This window comes from Luteimonas sp. 22616 (assembly GCF_052044325.1).
Classification (GTDB): domain Bacteria; phylum Pseudomonadota; class Gammaproteobacteria; order Xanthomonadales; family Xanthomonadaceae; genus Luteimonas.
In genome coordinates, this window is sequence record NZ_JBQEMW010000001.1 from 1855715 (window position 1) to 1874575 (window position 18861).

An 18861-nucleotide genomic window follows, 5' to 3' on the forward strand; every position below is an offset into this window, starting at 1 on the left:
TGAGCAAAGCTGGCTTTGCTCTTCTCCTTCCCCATCAAGGGCAAGGCCGGGATGGGGATGGTGTTGTTGCCGGCATCTGGTTGCCCGCACCACCATCCCCACCCGAACCCTCCCCTTGAAGGGGAGGGCTTCAGTGCATCACTTCGCTTCGATGAAGACGTAGGTCACGCCAGCAGGGCTCACCGCGGCCTTGACCCGTTCGTTGTCGGCGGCGTCGCCGATGAACAACACGCGCACGCCTTTCATGGTGTCCGCCGGCACGTCCTTGAACGAGGCGACCACGATGTCGGCCATCTTGGCCGAGGCCGGCGAAGCGTAGGCCAGCATGTTGCCGCCGATGATGCCGCGGGCAACGTCGGTCTCGGCCTTTTCGGCGAGGCGCTCGTACGAGCCCTCGAAGCCCTCGGAGTTCTCGCCCGGCAGCAGGTAGACATAGGGCTGGTTGCTGATGCCGCCCATGTTGCGGGTCACCGCGTCGGACACGTACGCACGCCAGGCGTTGATGTCGTCGTCGGCCGGGGCGGTCAGTGGCGCCGCCACGGCTTCCTTCGGCGCCTCCTCCTTCTTGCATGCCGCGAACGGCACCACGAGACAGGCGACGAGGAAGACTTGCAGCGCGCGGTGGCTGAGGATGTTCATGGAGAAGGTTTTCATGGTGGTCCCCTGGACGGGTGGTTGGAGGGTGGTGCTCATGCGCGGGTCCGCTTCCATTCGGCCTGCAGCGCACGCGCCACGGCCGGTGGAACGAAATCGGTGACGTCGCCGCCCAGTCGCGAGATCTCGCGCACCAGCGAGGACGAGATGAAGCCGTACTGCTCGGCGGGGGTCAGGAACAGGGTCTCGACCTCGGGGATCAGGTGGCGGTTCATGCTGGCCAGCTGGAACTCGTATTCGAAATCCGACACCGCGCGCAGGCCGCGCAGCAGCACACCGCCGCCGACTTCCTTGACGAAGTGCGCCAGCAGCGAGTCGAAGCCGCGCACCTCGACGTTGTCGTGGCGTGCCAGCGCCTCGCGCGCCAAGTCCACGCGCAGCGCCAGCGGCAGCGCCGGGCCCTTGCCGGGACTCTCGGCCACGCCGACGATCAGGCGCTCGAACAGCGGCGCGGCGCGATCGACCAGGTCGACATGGCCGCTGGTGATCGGATCGAAGGTGCCGGGATAGACCGCGATGCGGTTGCGGGCCACGCTCATGGGGTGCTCGTCGCGCTGTCGTCGGGAACCTGCTCCAGTGTAGCAGCGCCCCCGCCGGATCGACGGTACAGGGCGTGGCGCGCGTCGCGGCTGCGGCCCTCACGGTGCAGGCGCCAGCCGGCGCCGGGTTCGACCGGGCGGTCGGCGGGCGATTCCAAGTAAAGCCATGCGTCGTCGGACAGCCACGGCGGCAACGCCGCCAGCACCGCGCCCCAGAGCCCGTCGTCGAACGGCGGATCGACGAACACGATGTCGAACCGTCCCTGCAGCGGCGCGCGTAGCAGCGACAGCGCATCGGCGCGCACCGGTTTGGCCTCGTCGCCGGCGTGCAGGCGTTCGATCGTGGCCCGCAGCGATTCGGCCAGCCCCGGATCGCGCTCCACCAGCAGCGCCTCGCGGGCGCCGCGCGACAGCGCTTCCAGCCCGAGCGCGCCACTGCCGGCGAACAGGTCCAGCACCCGCGCGCCCGGCAGCGCGGGCTGCAGCCAGTTGAACAGGGTTTCTCGCGCGCGGTCGGACGTGGGCCGCAGCCCGGGCAGGTCGGGAACCGGCAGGCGGGTGCCGCGCCAGCGTCCACCGATGATGCGCACGCTGCCTTCGCGGCCGCGCGGCGCGGCTTTCGCACTGCGTTGTTTCATGCGGTTGCCTGGATGCCGGGTGCTACCATGATCGGCCATTTTTCCGCGCTTGCGCGGACAAAACCATTCCCCCACGGCATTGGCGACACATGGTCAGTTTTTTCCGCCGCAGGAAGGACAAGGATGCGGCCGCCGGCGCGACCGGCGAACCCCGCAAAAGCGGCCTCGACATCGACGCGCTGGCCGCGGCATTCCCGAAGCCCGCCGGCACCATGGAATCCGGCGACCACGCCAGGCCCGATGCCGATACCACAACCGCCACCGATGAGGCGAACGCCGCGCCGGCGCTTCCGCCCCCATCCGACGCCCGGCCCGAATCCGTGGAACTGGTTGCACCCGCACGGGCTGCAACGCCGGTTCCGGCACTGCCCGACGCCCCTGCCCCGGCGCAGGTGCAGGAAAAACCCGCCGCCGCGCCCGGCAAGCCCGGCTGGCGCGAGCGCCTGCGCGGCAGCGGCATCGCCCGCGGGCTCGGCGGCCTGTTCTCGCGCAACCCGAAACTCGACGACGACCTGCTCGACGAGATCGAGACGGCCCTGATCACCGCCGACGTCGGCGTCACCGCCACCACGCAACTGGTCGAACACCTGCGCAAGCGCATGAAGGCGCGCGAGTTCGCCGATGCGCGCGCGTTGCTCGTGGCGCTGCGGGCGGAACTGGTGGCGCTGCTCGAACCGGTCGCCAGGCCACTGGTGATCGACGAGGGCGCCAGGCCGTTCGTCATCCTCACTGTCGGCGTCAACGGCGTCGGCAAGACCACCACCATCGGCAAGCTGGCGCGGCGCTACAAGGACGAGGGCCGCAGCCTGATGCTGGCCGCAGGCGACACGTTCCGCGCTGCTGCCGTGGCCCAGTTGCAAGCCTGGGGCGAGCGCAACGGCGTGCCCGTGGTGGCGCAGGGCCAGAACGCGGACGCCGCCTCGGTGGCGTTCGACGCGTTGCAGGCGGCGAAGGCGCGCGGCGTTGGCGTGCTGATCGCCGACACTGCCGGCCGCCTGCACACCCAGCAGGGGCTGATGGCCGAACTGGGCAAGATCAAGCGCGTGCTCGGCAAGCTCGACCCCGCGGCGCCGCACGAAGTGCTGATGGTGATCGACGGCACCACGGGCCAGAACGCGCTGTCGCAGCTGCGCCAGTTCCACGCCGCGGCCGGCGTCACCGGGCTGGTGGTGACCAAGCTCGACGGCAGCGCCAAGGGCGGCGTGGTGTTCGCGCTGGCGCGCGAGTTCGGCATCCCGATCCGCTACGCCGGCATCGGTGAACGCCCCGAGGACCTGCGCGTGTTCGACGCCGAGGCCTTTGTCGACGCGCTGCTGCCCGGTGAACTGGGCAACGCCTAGCACGGCAGCGGCGCGTCGTTCGCGGACGCCGCCACCGGAGCCTTGCAGGAGCGGCTTCAGCCGCGAGCTTCTGGTTTCGCCGGGCGCCCTTGCAAAAAGCTCGCGGCTGAAGCCGCTCCCACGAGATTCGGGTTCGGGCTTTGCTGTTGACCTTGACCTACCGGGGCCCCTCCGTAGCGGCGGAGACGGCGGGCCAAACCCCGCAGGGGCGACATGCATGGATGCATGGCGTTTTCGGCAGGGGCAGGATGCCCCTTCCGAAAATTCCCGCCGGCGCCGCGAACCCGATGCGCAGCATCGGGCGCGCAGGCGGGGTGTGCTTTCTTTGCGCCAGGTTTCTTTGCACAAGCAAAGAAAGGTGGCTCGCGCCGTCACGGCGCGAAACGCTTCTTCCTTGATGCCATGGCAGGCCATGCATCGAGCGCAAAGACCGACCCCGGCGATGCCATCGGACGCCACCGATGCGTAACCGCCCTATCATTCTCCTCGCCGCCGCAGCCGTGCTCCTGGTGCTGCTTGCGCTGGGCCTGTACCTGCTCCTGCAACCACAACGCGTCGCCGGCTTCGTGCTCGACACGCTCGGCAAGTCGCTTGGACTGGAGATCACCGCCACCGGCACCAGCGAATACCGCCTGCGCGGCACGCCGCTGCTGGTCGTTCGCAACGTGGTCGCGCGCGAACCCGGTGCAGCCACCCCACTGCTGCGCGCGCAGCGCATGTATGTCTCGGTGCCCTGGTCGACGGTCCGCAGTCGCGGCGCGCAACTCGACATCACCCGCGTCGAACTCGATGCGCCGGTGCTCGACCTGCCGGCGCTGCAGCACTGGCTGGCAACCCGTCCGCCCGGCAAGACGCGCATGCCGACGCTCAGCGACGGCCTGCAGGTCAGCGACGGGCGCATCGACGGCGACGGCTGGCGCGTCGACGGTCTCTCGATTTCGCTGCCACGACTGCATCGGGACCAACGCATCGACGGACGCGCCGCGGGGCGTTTTGCATCGGGCGAGCTTGCGTTGCACTTTGACTTGGCGCTGGCCATGTCGCGACCGGCCAACGACGCCGGCATCGCCATCGTCGGCCCGCTGACAGCGTCCTCCGGCAACTGGCGCCTGCCGGCAAGGCTGCAGCTGTCGGCACCCCTGCACTTCGGCGACAACGGCATCCGCAGCGCACGCCTGCGCGCGCGCATGAGCGGCCGCTACGAATCCGGCGACACCCGGCTGCCGTTCGCCTTCGCCATCACTTCGCCGCTGCTGGTTCGCGACGGCACCCTCGCGCTCGCCCCGGCCGGCATCGCGCTGCGCGGCGACGGCACGGTCCCGAACCTCGACGCCGGCGGCGCGCTGGCCTACGGCAAGCGCCTGCTGCTCGACCTGGAAGGCAGACTCGCCGACTGGCCCGACGCCTGGCCGGCATTGCCGCCGCCGATCGGGGAATCGCACGCACCGCTGCCATTCGCCCTGGGCTACCTCGGCCGCGGCGATCTCGACGACGTGGTGGCCCTCGGAATCCAGCGCGGCGCGGCGCGTTTCGATGCAAGCTTCCGCATGCCCGCCATCGCCAAATGGATAACGTCGCCGGCCGGGGGCTCGCCGCTGCCTCCGCTCACGGGGCACCTGGTGGTGCCGCAACTGGACGTTTCGGGTGCCCGTCTGGAAGGGGTCGAAGTGGAATTCCAGGACGTGCCGGCACCCCGGGCCATGCAGGATCGCTAGCACCGCAGCAAGCCGTCTTATCCACGCGGCGCGGCAAGCGGCCGCCGGCTGGCGCACCATCCACTGGCTAGAATCATCCGGTCGCCGGCAATCGCGCCGCCCGCAGCGAGACACTTGGATCCATGCAAGCGAACACCGATCTGACCCGGCAAGCGTATGACAACCAGCCATACCTGTCGCTTCCGTTCCCGCACTGCGCGCCGGAGCGCATCGCAGCCATCGCGCACCTGTTCGGCCTGTCCACCCCGGACCCGGCGACAGCCAGGGTGCTGGAACTCGGGTGTGCGGCAGGCGGCAACCTGATTCCCTACGCCGCGCGCAACCGCGGCGCGACGGCGTTGGGCGTGGACCTGTCCGGGCGCCAGGTCGCCGACGGCCAACGCATGGTCCAGGCGCTCGGGCTGGACAACATCCAGCTCAAGCAGGGCGACATTGCCAGGCTCGCCGACTCTCCCGGCACGTTCGACTACGTGATCTGCCACGGCGTCTACAGCTGGGTGCCGGCGCATGTGCGCGACGCCATCATGCATATCTGCGAGCGCCAGCTGAGTTCCAATGGGGTCGCCTACATCAGCTACAACACCTACCCCGGCTGGAAAGCCAAGGAAGTCATTCGCGACGCGATGCTGTTCCGGAGCGTCCGCCAGCAGGATCCGCAGCTGCGCCTGCAGGCAGGGAGGTCGATGATCGATTTCCTTGGTCGGAGCGTCGCCCCCGACAGCGTCATTGCGCGGATCGTCGGCCAGTACGCGCCCACCGTGCGGGATGGCCGCGACGACTACGTGGCGCACGAATTCCTCGAGCCCAACAACCTGCCCTGCTATTTCCACGATTTCCTTGCCCACGCTGCGGACCATGGGCTGGCCTACCTCGCCGATGCCGAGGTCGCAACAATGTTCGCCACGAACCTGCCGCCCGACGTGGCCGAGCCGCTCCTGAAGGAGTACGGCGGCGACCAACGCCAGCTCGAACAGTGCATGGACTTCATCGGCAATCGCGAGTTCCGGCAGACACTGCTGTTTCGCGAAGGCCTGAAACGCAGTGCAGGCTACCGGCTCGACGACCAGCGGCTGCGCGGATTGCACTACACGGCTGACCTGCCGTGCCTGGACGGAGCGGTCAGCTACGACACGCGCCCCCAGCGATTCGGCAGCATGTCCGCGCATGTGGCAACCCTCGCCACCCCGGTCTTCAAAGCCGCCGCCGTCCTGCTGACGGAGGCCTGGCCGGGAACGCTGTCAGTCAAGGCGATGGCCGCCGGCATCCAGGACAGGATCGGCGCGCCCGAGCAGGTCGAGCCGCAGTTGTTGCAGTTCCTCGCCATGCTGGTCAGGCGCGGGATCGGTACTTTCCGGCTCCAGCCCGTCGCAGGATCCCGCAAGGCCAGCCCACGACCGTTGGTTCCCGCCATCACGCGGCGACACGCTGCGCTCCTGGCCGCTTCCGGCAACGGCGGCCATGTCTTCAACGACTGGCACGAACCCATCATGCTCGACGCCGCGTCGATGGAAATCCTGGCGCTGCTCGACGGCGCGCATGGCATCGACGACATGCTCGCCGTGCTGCGGCAGGCAGCAGGAACGGGCGGCCTCCCCGGTCCGGCCGCCCCCGCGCCGGCAGCCGCGGCATCGGATGCCGAACTGCGACGCCGAATCGACGACTTCCTCGTCCGGCTCGAGGACATGAAGTTGCTGCAATGACTCGCCGGACTTCGCCGTCCACCCGCAAGCAGCCGCCGGCCGCGTCGGCTGCGGCTTCGCCGGTGGACGATGGTTTCGCCTCGCGGCTGCTCGCGTGGTTCAGTGTCTCCGGCCGCCACGACCTGCCCTGGCAGCACCCGCGCTCGCCGTACCGCGTGTGGCTGTCGGAAATCATGTTGCAGCAGACCCAGGTGCGGGTGGTGGTGCCCTACTTCGAGCGTTTCGTCGCCGCGCTGCCGGATGTCGCATCGCTGGCCGCGGCGCCACTCGACGAAGTGCTCGCGCTCTGGTCGGGGCTGGGCTACTACGCCCGCGCACGCAACCTGCATGCCGCTGCGCGCGCCTGCGTCGAACTCCATGGCAGTGAGCTGCCGCGCGATTTCGATGCGCTGCTTGCCCTGCCCGGCATCGGCCGCAGCACCGCGGGCGCGATCCTGTCGCAGGCCTGGGGCGACCGCTTCGCGATCCTCGACGGCAACGTCAAGCGCGTGCTGTGCCGCTACCACGGCGTCGAGGGCTGGCCCGGCCTGCCGAAGGTGGAGAAGGCGCTGTGGGAGGTCGCGCAATCGCACCTGCCGGCAGGGCGGATGGCCGACTACACCCAGGCGCAGATGGATTTCGGCGCCACCCTGTGCACCCGCCACGACCCCGCATGCGTGCTGTGCCCGCTGCAGGGCGATTGCGCCGCGCTGGCGGCCGGCCGCGTCGCCATGCTACCCACGCCCAAGCCCGGCAAGCCGCTGCCCGAGCGCAGCGCCCACGTGCTGCTGCTGCGCGACGCGGGCGGACGCGTGCTGCTGCAACGGCGCCCGCCCACCGGCATATGGGCCGCGCTGTGGTCGCTGCCCGAGACCGAAACGCACGAGGCCGCGCGCGACTGGTTCGGCGCGCATGTCAGCGGCGACTACGACCATGGCGAACCGCTCGACGCGATCGCCCACGGCTTCACCCATTACCGGCTCACACTGCAGCCGCTGCGATGGCGCGAAGTCGCGATGCGCGACGCGGTGGGCGACAATGACGACCTGCGCTGGGTGGCACGCGACGAACTCCCGGCGCTTGGCATCCCGGCCCCGATCAGGACGCTGCTCGAAACGCAGCTCCACCCCGACCACGAGGATCCACCGACATGACGCGCATGGTGCACTGCCAGTACGAGAACAAGGACGCCGAGGGCCTGGATTTCGTGCCGTGGCCCGGTGAACTGGGCAAGCGCGTGTTCGCCAACATCGGCAAGGCCGGCTGGGCGGCGTGGCTCGCGCACCAGACCATGCTCATCAACGAGAACCGGCTCTCGCCGCTGGACCCGAAGCACCGCGCCTTCCTCGAGGTCGAGATGGAGAAATTCCTGTTCGGCGGCGGCGCCGAGAAGCCGGCCGGCTACGTGCCGTCGGACTCCCCGGCCGGCTGATCGCGCGCGGTCTTCTCAGCCTGCTTGATCGCCTTGACGTCGAGCGGACGGATCTCGCTGATCTGGCACGGGATGGCCATCGCGTTCGAACCGCGCGCCACGACCTTGTCGAACTTGGCGCTGACCCGGTTGAACTGGCTGGTCACGGTGATCACGGGCGCGTACTCGATGTCCGGGCAACGGCCGGACAGTTCGAGCAGCCAGGCTTCGTTGGGCTTGGTCCATACCGCGACGGCGCTGTCGCCCAGCGACGTCCAGCCGTTGATCTGGCCGAAGTACTGGAAACTGCGCACCGGCGCGCCGGCGTGCGCGCGATAGGTGGCCAGCTTGTCGGCGTCGCTCATGCCGGTGCTGGCACAGGACGCGGTCGCGGCAGCCAGCAACAGCGATGCAATGGCAGGGAAGGTTTTCATCGCGGCTCCTTTTCGCAGTGCGATTATCTAGTGGACCCCGATCATGCGCCCCGCCCGCGAGGAGCCGGGTCAAGCCGGCGCCACCCATTCAGCCCCGATGCGGATTGGCTTGCCGCCCGCCGCCCGGGCCCGTATCATCTCGCCCTCGCACGGCCCAGCGCCGAAGCGTTCCGGCCGGGTAGCTCAGTTGGTAGAGCAGGGGATTGAAAATCCCCGTGTCGGGGGTTCGATTCCCTCCCCGGCCACCACAAATCATGTGGTTTTTGCAAAAGGGCCCTCGCGGCCCTTTTTCGTGGCCAGTGGATGGCTACCCGGGGACACGCGACGCCACGCTACCGCGCCAGCCCCTTGCGATAGTCCAGCGACGGCGCGTCGCGTTCAAGCAACGGGACATAGTGGAAGCTGGCGCCACGGCGCCTGTCGAACTCCGCCTTCGCCTGCAGGATCGTGTCCGGCGACTCGTACAGCGCGATCGCCGACAACGCCAGCGCGCTGGCGGCATTGAGCGCGCCCTTGTTGCCGATCGCATGGCCGGATGCCGCGACCGCCTGCCAGCTGTGCGCGGGCGTGCCGGGAACCCAGGTCGCGGTACTCAACCCCGCGGTCGGCACGGTCCAGCTGACGTCGCCGACGTCGGTGGACGCAAAACCCGGGCCGTCCACGCCATAGGCCTGTACCTGTTGCGCATCGGCCAGCGGCGGACGCCGGTCGAGGCTCTCCTGCAGGCGGGTGGCGAATGCGATGTCCCGTGCGTCGTAGGGCACGCCACCGACGCGCCGCAGCGCGGCATCGACCACCTGGCCGAGGGCGTCGTTGGGCAACAGCGAGTAGACGCCGCCGGTGGGCTCGAATTCGACCGTGGTGCCGGTGCCGGCCGCGGCGCCGTCGGCGGCCTTGCGCAGCCGGGCGAACACGTCGCGCACGACGGCCGGATCGGCGTGGCGCACGTAGTAGTAGACCTCGGCGGTTTCCGGCACCACGTTCGGCGCTTCGCCGCCGTCGGTGATGACGTAATGGATGCGGGTGCCGTGGGGCACGTGCTCGCGCATCATGTTGGCCATGAAGTCCAGCGCTTCCACGCCATCGAGCGCGGAACGGCCGCGGTCTGGCGCAAGTGCGGCGTGCGCGGCGATGCCGTGGAAGCGGAACTTGCCGCTGATGTTGGCGAGGCTGCCGTCCTGGCGTGCCGAGTTCGTGGATGCAGGATGCCAGTGCAGCGCAAGGTCGACGTCGTCGAACAGACCGGCCTTGACCATGAACACCTTGCCCGAGCCGCCCTCCTCCGCCGGCGTGCCGTACACGCGGATCTCGCCATCGTGGCCGCTGGTATCGAGCCAGGCCTTGATCGCACGCGCGGCGACCACTGCCGCCGGGCCAAACAGGTTGTGGCCGCAGGCCTGGCCGGCATCCTGTCCCGGAATCGGCTGGCGGACTGGAACCGCCGCCTGCGACATGCCCGGCAATGCATCCATTTCCGCGAGCAGCGCGATGACCGGGCCGTTGCCGCGCCGGCCGGCGCGGGCAACGAAGGCGGTCGGCATGCCGGCCACGCCGGCCTGCACGTCAAAGCCCGCTTGCCGCAACTCGTCCTGCAGCCGTCGCGACGATTCGACTTCGAGATAGCCAAGCTCGGGATGCGCCCACAGCGCATGCGCCAGCCCATCGAGCCGCGACGCGTCGCGCTGCACGGCTTGCAGGACCTGGTCTTCGGCAGCGCCGGCCTGCTGCGCGATTGCAGGCGTGGCGATGCAGGCCAACAACATCCACGGCAGCCAGCGATGAGACAACAAGGCCTTCCTGTTCATTAGTCCTGGTCCAGGTGCGGGCGGATGGTCAATAGAACCGGATGTTGTCCAGTTCGAACCATACCTTGCTGCCAAGCTCGCCCCTGGCCATGAAGCCGACCTGGAGCACGTCGTCGCCGGACCATGCGGGCACCGGCCCTTCACGCCGGTACGGCGGCAGGCCCTGCAGCTGCGAGAACGGCACTTCGACCGTCGTCCATCGCGGCCCTGCCGCGATGTCGCGCGCCCAGCGTGCATCGGACAGGCCGCGGTACTCGACCTGCAGCGCACCGCGGCCGCGGATCTCGAAGCGCAGGCCGCGGTATCCACGCAGGTCGACCGGCGCCACCGCGCCGAGGCTGAGCGGAAACAACACGCCCGCGCGGGCCCAGTCCTGGTGCGACAGCCACGCCTGCATCGACAACGCATGGCCCTGGTCCTCGCGCGCGACGACTTCGGTGACCTGCACGGTGCGGTCGTTGCCGCCGTCGGCCTCGTCGGTGCGCAGCGTGTCCAGCGCGGTGCGCCCGGAGACCTGCTCGAAATCGTCGACCAGCGGCGCGATGCGCAGCGCCGGCAGCACGGTGCGCGCGTTGCCTGGCGGAAGCCGGGTGCCGGGGCCGGCAACTTGGCGACCGGCGATGAAGACGCGCTCGACATGATGGATATCGCCGATCGTCTCCCACGGCCGGCCCGAGACGAGGACCAGGTCGGCGCGCTTGCCCACGGCGACGGTGCCGCGGTCGTCGAGGCCTAGCGCCGCGGCGCTGGCGGACGTGCCGGCGCGCAGCGCGTCGGCGGGCGACAGCCCGGCGCGCACCAGCAATTCGAGTTCGTGCAGGGTCGCGGCGCCGTGCGGCGTCCCCGGCATGCCTGCATCCGTGCCCACTACGACCGGAACCCCGGCCTCGTGCAGCACGCGCACGTTGGCGAGCGCGTTGTCGAAGTTCCGTGCGCGCTGCGCGACCACCTTGTCCGCGGGATCGGCGGGGCGCTTGCTCCCCATCTTCACCGGCTCGTAGACCGCCAGCGTCGGCGCGTAGCGGGTGCCGTGCTCGCGCATGAGGTCGATCAGTTCCTGGTCAACGGGCTGGTCCTGCAGGCTGTGCGCGATCACGTCCACGCCGGCGCGCGCGGCCTGCTTGCCCCGTTCGACGGTGACGGTGTGGGTCAGGACTTCGAGTCCCTTGGCATGCGCCTCCTGCACCAGCGCCGCGAGCGTGTCCTCGCCCATGCTGGTGTTGTCCGCCGCGTTGGCGTAACGCCAGCCGTCGGTGAAGGCCTTGATGAAGTCCGGCTTGTAGGCGGCGACGCCGTCGACCGCCGCGCGCGCGGACTCCGCCGAGTTGACCCAGCGCGTGGTGGCCTGGTCGGCCCAGTCGGCGCCGTGGCCCAACGGCGTACTGATGCGCGCGGCGAAACGCACGTCTGGCGCGGCCAGGGTCTGCAGCCATGCCCGCCGCGGCGCGTAGGATTCCGGCGCCTCGTGGAAGTCGTTCACCGTGGTCACGCCGGCTGCGATGTAGGCGTTGGCGATTTCCGGAAACGTCGCCGGGCTGCCATTGGGCGTCCAGTGCGTGTGCACGTCGAACAGGCCCGGCAGCAGCGCCTTCCCCTGCGCATCGATCAGGGTCGCGCCAGCCGGTACCGGCAGCTCCGGCCCAAGGGACGCAATCCGGCCATCCACGATCAACACGTCCGCGCCGAATGGCGGCCGATCGGTGCCATCGAAGACAGTCGCGTCCCGGATCAGCGTCGCGGCCGGTTGCGCCGCAACGGACAATGCCGGCGAGGCGCACAACGCCAGCAGCAGGCATGCGGCGACCGCATGCATCCTCACACCGTTTCGAACAGCCATCGTTGCCATGAAGCTCCTCATTCCTTGCGACGCGCGAAAGCGCCGGATCCGGTTCCGCCATCCCGATCTTGCCTGCCCTTCACCGGCGAGGCGACCTCCGGCTTCGCCCTCGACCCCATACGCCGTGGTATTTTCCGGTCCTCTGCGCACATCAAGGGGGTCAGGCATGCATCGTCGCTGGTTGTCGTTCCTGTTTCTCGCTGCAGCCACGGCATTGCTGCTCGGCGCCTGCGGCGGCGGCCCGGTGCGGCGCGTGTCCGAGCCCAGTGCCAGCATCCAGCAACTGACCGTGCGCGCCGACGGCAGCTGGTCGGTGGACCTGCGCCTGCAGAACTACAGCAGCATCCCGATGCGCTTCGACGCGATCAGCCTGGCAATGACACTCGGCGACCAGCCGGCCGGCACGCTGCAGGGCAACGCAGGCATCTCGATCGGGCCGGAATCGGCCGACGTGGTGACCCTGACCCACGCGCCGACATCGGCCGCGCGCATCGCGATCGCCGACGCGCTCGGCGGCAACCACGGCATCGGTTACGCGCTCGAAGGCACGCTGCAGGTGGTGCCCGAAGACAAGGGCGCGCGCAGTTTCGACATCAAGCGCACCAGCGGCCTGAACCCGGTCCCCGGGCTGCCCGGCGTGCTGCGGTAGAACCAGCCCGGCCGCTTCGCTGCGGCCGCGCGCGCGAACTCCCCCGACCCGAACCTGGAACACGATCCCCGCATGAGCACCTACAAGGCACCGCTGCACGACATCCGCTTCGCCCTCCACGACGTCCTCGGCGCCGAGGCGCTGTTCGCGCGACTGGGGTTCGCCGAGGCCACCGGCGACATCATCGACGCGGTCCTCGACGAGTCCGCGCGCTTCACCGAAACCGTGCTGGCGCCGCTCAACCGGGTCGGCGACGAAGTGGGTTGCGGCTACGACAAGGCCACCGGCGCGGTCACCACGCCGCCGGGCTTCAAGGAAGCGTACGCGCAGTTCGTCGACGGCGGCTGGTCGGGGCTGGCGTCGCCGGCCGAGTTCGGCGGACAGGGCATGCCGCACCTCGCCGCGGTGCCGATGAAGGAAATGATCGACGCCGCCAACCTGGCCTGGGGCAACTTCCCGCTGCTCTCGCACGGCGCCACCGAGGCGCTGCTGCACCACGGCGAAGCCTGGCAGCAGGAGGTGTTCCTCAAGCCGCTGGTGGACGGCCGCTGGACCGGCACCATGTGCCTGACCGAGCCGCATTGCGGCACCGATCTGGGCCTGCTCAAGACGCGCGCCGTGCCGCAGGCGGACGGCAGCCACGCGATCACCGGCACCAAGATCTTCATCACCGCCGGCGACCACGACTTCACCGACAACATCGTGCACCTGGTGCTCGCGCGGCTGCCGGACGCCCCCGCCGGCAGCAAGGGCATCTCGCTGTTCATCGTGCCCAAGCTGCGCGTGGACCGCGACGGCAACATCGGCGAGCGCAACGCGGTGCGCTGCGGCGCGCTCGAACACAAGATGGGCATCCACGGCTCGGCGACCTGTGTGATCAATTTCGACGACGCGCAGGGCTGGCTGATCGGCGAGCCGAACAAGGGCCTGATGGCGATGTTCACCATGATGAACACCGCGCGCCTGGCGGTGGGGCTGCAGGGGCTGGGGCTGGCGGATCGCGCGTACCAGAACGCGCTGCGCTATGCCCGCGAACGGTTGCAGATGCGCTCGCTCACCGGGCCGAAGTTCCCCGACAAACCGGCCGATCCGATCATCGTCCACCCCGACGTGCGCCGCATGCTGCTGACGCAGAAGGCGCTGGTCGAAGGCGGTCGCGTGCTCGGCTACCACGCCGCGTCGCTGGTGGACATCGTCGGCCATGGCGACGATGCCGGCGAACGCGAGCGCGCCGACGCCCTGCTCGGCTTCCTCACCCCGATCGTCAAGGCCTGCCTGACCGAATGGGGCGTGGAGTGCACCTACCACGCGCTGCAGTGCTTCGGCGGCCACGGTTACATCGCCGAGCACGGCATGGAGCAGCTCGCGCGTGATGCCCGCATCACCACGCTGTACGAGGGCACCACCGGCATCCAGGCGCTGGACCTGATGGGGCGCAAGACGATGCAGCTGCAGGGCGCCGGGCTGCGCGTATTCCTCGGCATGGTGGAGGAGTTCTGCAAGGCGCATGAAGGCGACGAGGCGTTGCGCGAGTTCGTCGAACCGCTGCGCGCCAGGGCCGGCGAGTGGCAGGCGCTGACGCTGGCGATCGGCAAGCGCGCGATGGCGGACGCCGACGAGGTGGGCGCGGCGGCATACGACTACCTGTTCTATTCGGGTTACATGGCGCTGGCCTACTGGTGGGCGCGCAGCGTGGCCGCCGCGGATGCCTCGTCGCAGTCGCAGGCGTTCAAGGATGCCAAGCGCGAGACCGCGCGCTTCTACTTCGCCCGCATCCTGCCGCGCACGCTCGCGCACAAGGCTGCGATCGACAGCGGCGCGGCGCCGCTGATGGCGATGGACGCCGACCGGTTCGACGCGTAGGCCGGACTGCGCCCGCGACACCCCGCACTCTGCGAACGCCGCAGGTCGGGGCCATGTCTCCGACGTTCCGTGGCAACCCGGCAGCCCTGCGAAAGGCATCGCGCAAGGCGTCGGGGGCGTTGCCTCGACCTGCGGTTGCAGCGGTCGCCGGTTACCAAAACGTAAACAATTGGGTATAAGCTGGGTGCCCGATGGAGACCGACAGAGCGAACCTTCGCCTGATCCGGACCGGGGACCTCGCGGACCCGGCTGCCGCCGCTTCGACCCATCGCATCCCGGACACACGCCCCGCACGACTCGATGCCGTGCGCCTGCTCTCGCTCGACGCGCACGGCCGCGTGCTCGACTGGATGAGCTGGCAGGACGCCACCTGCCTGTATGCGCGCGACGCGGTGGCATGGACACTCGGCGAGCCCTGCCTGGTCGTGCACGGCGGCACCAACCGCTTCAGCGGTGAACGCAGCGTCCAGCCATTGCACCCGATCATCGCAGCGCGCGGCCACGCCCGTTCACACGCCCTCGCCCCCACCCCGGCACTTACCAACACCGCATTGTTCGCGCGCGACCAGCACCTGTGCCTGTACTGTGGACGCGACTGCGGCCGGCAGCAGCTCACGCGCGACCACGTCAAGCCGCTGTCGCAGGGCGGGCGCGACATCTGGGAGAACGTCGTCTCCGCCTGCTTCCACTGCAACTCCCGCAAGGGCGGGCGCACGCCGCAGCAGGCGTCGATGCCGCTGCTCGCGGTGCCGTACCGGCCAAGCTGGATCGAGCACCTGATCCTGAGCAACCGCAACATCCTCGCCGACCAGATGGCTTTCCTGAAGAACCATCTCCCCAGGCGCTCGCGCCGCTTCAGCGCCTGACGACACCACGCCCGGATGCCCGGCGCCGGCCACCCCGGCCCGCAGAGGTCGCCAGACCCATGTCCGGTGCGGGCCTGCGTCTCATTTTTTTCGGCTGCCGAGCCGATTCGGCCACACCCGCGGCAGCAACTGACGCGCACGGGCAACAAGTTGCCGCTGCACGCGCGTTGACGCGCGCCGCGCACTTGGCAACACTCGTGGGCTGCTAAACGCCGGACTGCGACGATGCCACTGACCCTTGGCCTGACCGGGATGGATCCGGCCACCGAAACCGCATTGAAGGCCTCCTTCATCCACGCCAACGCGCGGGTCGGCGGACTGTGGCAACTGGTGCCGGAGACCGAGGCCGAGCACATCATGGTCGACATGGACAGTATGTATGGCCCGATGAGCTGGCTGCGCCTGCATGCCGCCGGCAAGCATGTGATCGGGCTGACCACGGCGCAGCGCACGCAAACCGATTTCCGGCTCGGACGCCCCTTCGACAGCGATTCGTTCTCGGCGCTGTTGCGCGATATCGCGATCCAGCGTGGCGTCTCCGTCCCCGAGTCCGCTGCCGAAACCGCGCCTGCCGTGGCACCGCCTCCCGCGCCCGCCGAAATCGCGCTGGTCGCGACGCCCGTTGCCACGGCGCCGGCGGAGCACGCCGCCAATGCGCCCGCGCTTGCCGAGCCCGAACCGGTCGTGGCTGCCGAACCCGCCCCGAAGCCCGCCACGCCGGAGGCGGTCGCAGTCGCGGCGCAGGCCACGCCGCACGAACAGCGCCTGGGCGATTGGCTCGCCCCTGGCGCCCTCGATCGCCGCGTGCGCTATCGCAGTGGCGGCGGCGCCGCCCTGTTGATCGACCCGTCCGCACGCAGCTACCACGGCCCGGCGGCACTCAAGTCCTTGGCCGCGGCCTTCAAGGCGACGGTACGGCGCGAAGACTTCGAGGACGTCGACGACGCAACCTGGAGTCGCGAAAGCGCCGCCGCCGGCGCCGCGCAACCGCTGCAGCGCCTGCAATGGCTCGATGCCCTGCTGGCCGGCAAGGGCGCGCTGCTGCCCGGCCATGACCCCGAGGGCCGCTACCGGCTCAACAAGTGGCCGCAGACCGAACGCGAGTACCCGAAGCATTTCCGCATCGCCACCGCGATGATGAAAGGGCCTGCGACGCTGCCGGAGATCGCCGAGGCCAGCGGCATGCCGGTGGCCGACGTGGCCGACTTCGTCAACGCCAGCCTCGCCACCGGGTTCGCCGACCTCGCTCCCGACGTGCCTGCCGAACCGGTCGAACCGGCCAGGCCGACCGGCCTGTTCGGGCGCCTGCGCGGCAAATAGGGCCGCGCAATCGCCCCGGCGGCCGCTTCCGGGACGCCGGTTCATGCTTTCCACGGCGCGGCCTTTCCGCGCAATTCCGACGCGCCCGCCGCCCGGGCCGCGACGCCGACACACACCATTGCGCGCCGCAGCCTGCGCAAAAGCCGGTTTGCCTTGCCCGTCACGACGGTGGAGGGGAAAATGACGCACATGATCGACTCTTCGCGCTATCCGCGCCTTTCGCGCATCGACTCCCCCACCGACCTGCGCCAGTTCGACGAAGCCGAGCTGCCCGCGATCGCCGATGAACTGCGCGCCTACCTGATCGAGTCGGTCGGCAAGTCCGGGGGCCACTTCGGCGCCGGCCTCGGCGTGATCGAACTGACCGTCGCCCTGCACGCGCTGTACGACACGCCCGACGACCGCATCGTCTGGGACGTCGGCCACCAGACCTATCCGCACAAGATCCTGACCGGGCGACGCGACGCGATCCACACCGTCAAACAATCGGGCGGCGTGGCGCCGTTCCCGAAGCGCGAGGAAAGCAAATACGACACCTTCGGCGTCGGCCATTCCTCGACCTCGATCTCCGCCGCGCTCGGCATGGCCATCGCCAATGCGCGCGCCGGCAACGACCGCAAGGTGGTGGCGGTGATCGGCGACGGCGCGATGACCGCGGGCATGGCCTTCGAGGCGCTGAATCATGCCGGCGGCATGGACCCGGAACCGGACCTGCTGGTGGTCCTCAACGACAACCGCATGTCGATCAGCGAGAACGTCGGCGGCCTGACCAAGATGCTCGGCCGCGCCACCGGCAGCCACACCCTCAACGCGCTGCGCGAAGGCGGCAAGAAGCTGCTCGGCGACAAGCGCAAGCCGGCGGCCAAGTTCGTGCGCCGCTGGGAAGAGCACTGGAAGGGCATGTTCGTGCCGTCCACGCTGTTCGAGGAAATGGGCTTCCACTACACCGGCCCGATCGACGGCCACGACGTCAAGGCGCTGGTCGCTGCGCTGAAGATGCTGAAGAAGCTCAAGGGCCCGCAGCTGCTGCACGTGATCACCACCAAGGGCAAGGGCTACGAGCTCGCCGAGGGCGACCAGATCGGTTACCACGCGGTGTCGCCGTTCGATCCCGACAAGGGCGTGGTTGCGAAGGCCGGCGCGAAGAAGCCGAGCTACACCGACGTATTCGGCGACTGGCTGTGCGACATGGCAGCCGCCGATGACACGCTGATGGGCATCACCCCGGCGATGCGCGAAGGCTCCGGCCTGGTGCGTTTCAGCAAGGAGTATCCCGATCGCTACTTCGACGTCGCCATCGCCGAGCAGCACGCGGTGACGCTCGCCGCGGGCATGGCCTGCGAGGGCGCCAAGCCGGTGGTGGCGATCTATTCGACGTTCCTGCAGCGCGGCTACGACCAGCTGGTGCACGACGTCGCGATCCAGAATCTCGACGTGCTGTTCGCGATCGACCGCGGCGGCGTGGTCGGCCCGGACGGCGCGACCCATGCCGGCAACCTCGACCTGTCGTACCTGCGCTGCGTGCCGAACATGGTGGTGATGGCGCCCGCCGACGAGAACGAATGCCGGCAGATGCTCTCCACCGGCTTCCGCTTCGACGGCCCGGCCGCCGTGCGCTACCCGCGCGGCAGCGGCCCTGGCGTCGCGGTGCAGCCGGCGCTCGACACCCTGCCGATCGGCAAGGCGCAGCTGCGTCGCCGCGGCTCGCGCATCGCCTTACTCGCGTTCGGCGCGATGGTCCCGGCCGCGGAACAGCTCGGCGAGGAACTCGACCTGACGGTCGTCAACATGCGCTTCGTCAAGCCGCTCGACCGCGAGCTGGTGCTCGAACTCGCGCAGTCGCACGACGGCTTCGCGACGCTCGAGGACAACGTGGTCGCCGGCGGCGCGGGCAGCGGCGTGGCCGAATTGCTCGCGGCCGAAGGCGCCACCCTGCCGATCCTGCATCTCGGCCTGCCCGATGCATTCCAGCACCACGCCAGCCGCGAGGACCTGCTGGCCGAAGCCGGGCTCGACGTCGCCGGCATCCGCGCCTCGCTGCTCGCGCGTTGGCCTGGACTCGCCAAACCAGCGGCATCGGCGCGCGCGATCGGCTGATCGGCAGCGCCACG

16 protein-coding genes and 1 tRNA gene are annotated in these 18861 nt (G+C 69.6%); 11 read left to right on the forward strand and 6 right to left on the reverse strand.

Features of this window, described 5'->3' with window-relative positions; genetic code table 11:
* Window positions 1-138: 138 nt before the first annotated feature.
* Genes ACTJIL_RS08505 through rsmD form a run of 3 tightly spaced genes read right to left on the reverse strand, consistent with a single transcriptional unit; the run spans window position 139 to window position 1831 of the window.
* The gene (locus ACTJIL_RS08505) at window positions 139-654 is read right to left on the reverse strand and encodes a hypothetical protein (protein ID WP_440755094.1); all 516 of its coding nucleotides are present in this window, start codon (window positions 652-654) and stop codon (window positions 139-141) included.
* 35 nt (window positions 655-689) lie between these two features.
* A complete protein-coding gene (gene coaD / locus ACTJIL_RS08510; protein WP_440755095.1) occupies window positions 690-1193 on the reverse strand; it encodes a pantetheine-phosphate adenylyltransferase in 504 nt (167 codons plus the stop codon).
* Entirely contained in the window at window positions 1190-1831 is a 642-nt protein-coding gene (rsmD, locus tag ACTJIL_RS08515; protein ID WP_440755096.1) for a 16S rRNA (guanine(966)-N(2))-methyltransferase RsmD, read from the reverse strand. The genes coaD and rsmD overlap by 4 nt, the downstream gene beginning before the upstream one ends.
* A gap of 89 nt (window positions 1832-1920) precedes the next feature.
* Between rsmD and ftsY the strand changes: the two genes are divergently transcribed.
* From ftsY to ACTJIL_RS08540, 5 genes are all read left to right on the forward strand, one after another.
* The gene (gene ftsY / locus ACTJIL_RS08520) at window positions 1921-3171 is read left to right on the forward strand and encodes a signal recognition particle-docking protein FtsY (RefSeq protein WP_440755097.1); all 1251 of its coding nucleotides are present in this window, start codon (window positions 1921-1923) and stop codon (window positions 3169-3171) included.
* Between the two features lie 461 nt (window positions 3172-3632).
* Complete coding sequence (locus tag ACTJIL_RS08525) at window positions 3633-4886, forward strand: hypothetical protein (RefSeq protein WP_440755098.1); 1254 nt, start codon at window positions 3633-3635, stop codon at window positions 4884-4886.
* A 122-nt stretch (window positions 4887-5008) separates the two neighbouring features.
* Window positions 5009-6586 (forward strand): methyltransferase regulatory domain-containing protein, encoded by a 1578-nt coding sequence (locus ACTJIL_RS08530; protein WP_440755099.1) that lies wholly within the window; start codon window positions 5009-5011, stop codon window positions 6584-6586.
* The gene (gene mutY / locus ACTJIL_RS08535) at window positions 6583-7719 is read left to right on the forward strand and encodes an A/G-specific adenine glycosylase (protein ID WP_440755100.1); all 1137 of its coding nucleotides are present in this window, start codon (window positions 6583-6585) and stop codon (window positions 7717-7719) included. The genes ACTJIL_RS08530 and mutY overlap by 4 nt, the downstream gene beginning before the upstream one ends.
* A complete protein-coding gene (locus tag ACTJIL_RS08540) occupies window positions 7716-7997 on the forward strand; it encodes an oxidative damage protection protein (RefSeq protein ID WP_440755101.1) in 282 nt (93 codons plus the stop codon). Before mutY ends, ACTJIL_RS08540 begins: the two co-directional genes overlap by 4 nt.
* On the opposite strand, the gene ACTJIL_RS08545 is transcribed toward ACTJIL_RS08540, so the two are convergent.
* Window positions 7967-8410 carry a DUF6491 family protein gene (locus ACTJIL_RS08545; protein ID WP_440755102.1) on the reverse strand — a complete coding sequence of 148 codons (444 nt, stop codon included), beginning with the start codon at window positions 8408-8410 and terminating at the stop codon, window positions 7967-7969. The genes ACTJIL_RS08540 and ACTJIL_RS08545 overlap by 31 nt on opposite strands.
* Before the next feature lie 172 nt (window positions 8411-8582).
* Here ACTJIL_RS08545 and ACTJIL_RS08550 point away from each other — a divergent pair.
* Window positions 8583-8658: transfer RNA gene (locus ACTJIL_RS08550), tRNA-Phe, on the forward strand.
* Between the two features lie 84 nt (window positions 8659-8742).
* Here ACTJIL_RS08550 and ACTJIL_RS08555 read toward each other — a convergent pair.
* Window positions 8743-10215: an amidohydrolase gene (locus ACTJIL_RS08555; RefSeq protein WP_440755103.1), complete on the reverse strand. Its 1473-nt coding sequence runs from the start codon at window positions 10213-10215 to the stop codon at window positions 8743-8745.
* Window positions 10216-10243: 28 nt separating this feature from the next.
* Complete coding sequence (locus ACTJIL_RS08560) at window positions 10244-12028, reverse strand: amidohydrolase family protein (protein ID WP_440755104.1); 1785 nt, start codon at window positions 12026-12028, stop codon at window positions 10244-10246.
* A gap of 190 nt (window positions 12029-12218) precedes the next feature.
* Between ACTJIL_RS08560 and ACTJIL_RS08565 the strand changes: the two genes are divergently transcribed.
* The 5 genes from ACTJIL_RS08565 to dxs all read left to right on the forward strand — a co-directional run bounded on the left by ACTJIL_RS08565 (window position 12219) and on the right by dxs (window position 18847).
* Window positions 12219-12701, forward strand: a complete 483-nt coding sequence (locus ACTJIL_RS08565; protein ID WP_440755105.1) for an LEA type 2 family protein — start codon at window positions 12219-12221, stop codon at window positions 12699-12701.
* Between the two features lie 72 nt (window positions 12702-12773).
* Window positions 12774-14564 carry an acyl-CoA dehydrogenase C-terminal domain-containing protein gene (locus tag ACTJIL_RS08570; protein ID WP_440755106.1) on the forward strand — a complete coding sequence of 597 codons (1791 nt, stop codon included), beginning with the start codon at window positions 12774-12776 and terminating at the stop codon, window positions 14562-14564.
* Between the two features lie 191 nt (window positions 14565-14755).
* Window positions 14756-15430 (forward strand): HNH endonuclease, encoded by a 675-nt coding sequence (locus tag ACTJIL_RS08575; RefSeq protein ID WP_440755107.1) that lies wholly within the window; start codon window positions 14756-14758, stop codon window positions 15428-15430.
* Window positions 15431-15655: 225 nt separating this feature from the next.
* Entirely contained in the window at window positions 15656-16750 is a 1095-nt protein-coding gene (locus ACTJIL_RS08580) for a hypothetical protein (protein ID WP_440755108.1), read from the forward strand.
* Window positions 16751-16939: 189 nt separating this feature from the next.
* The gene (gene dxs, locus ACTJIL_RS08585; RefSeq protein WP_440755109.1) at window positions 16940-18847 is read left to right on the forward strand and encodes a 1-deoxy-D-xylulose-5-phosphate synthase; all 1908 of its coding nucleotides are present in this window, start codon (window positions 16940-16942) and stop codon (window positions 18845-18847) included.
* The last annotated feature ends 14 nt before the right edge of the window (window positions 18848-18861 follow it).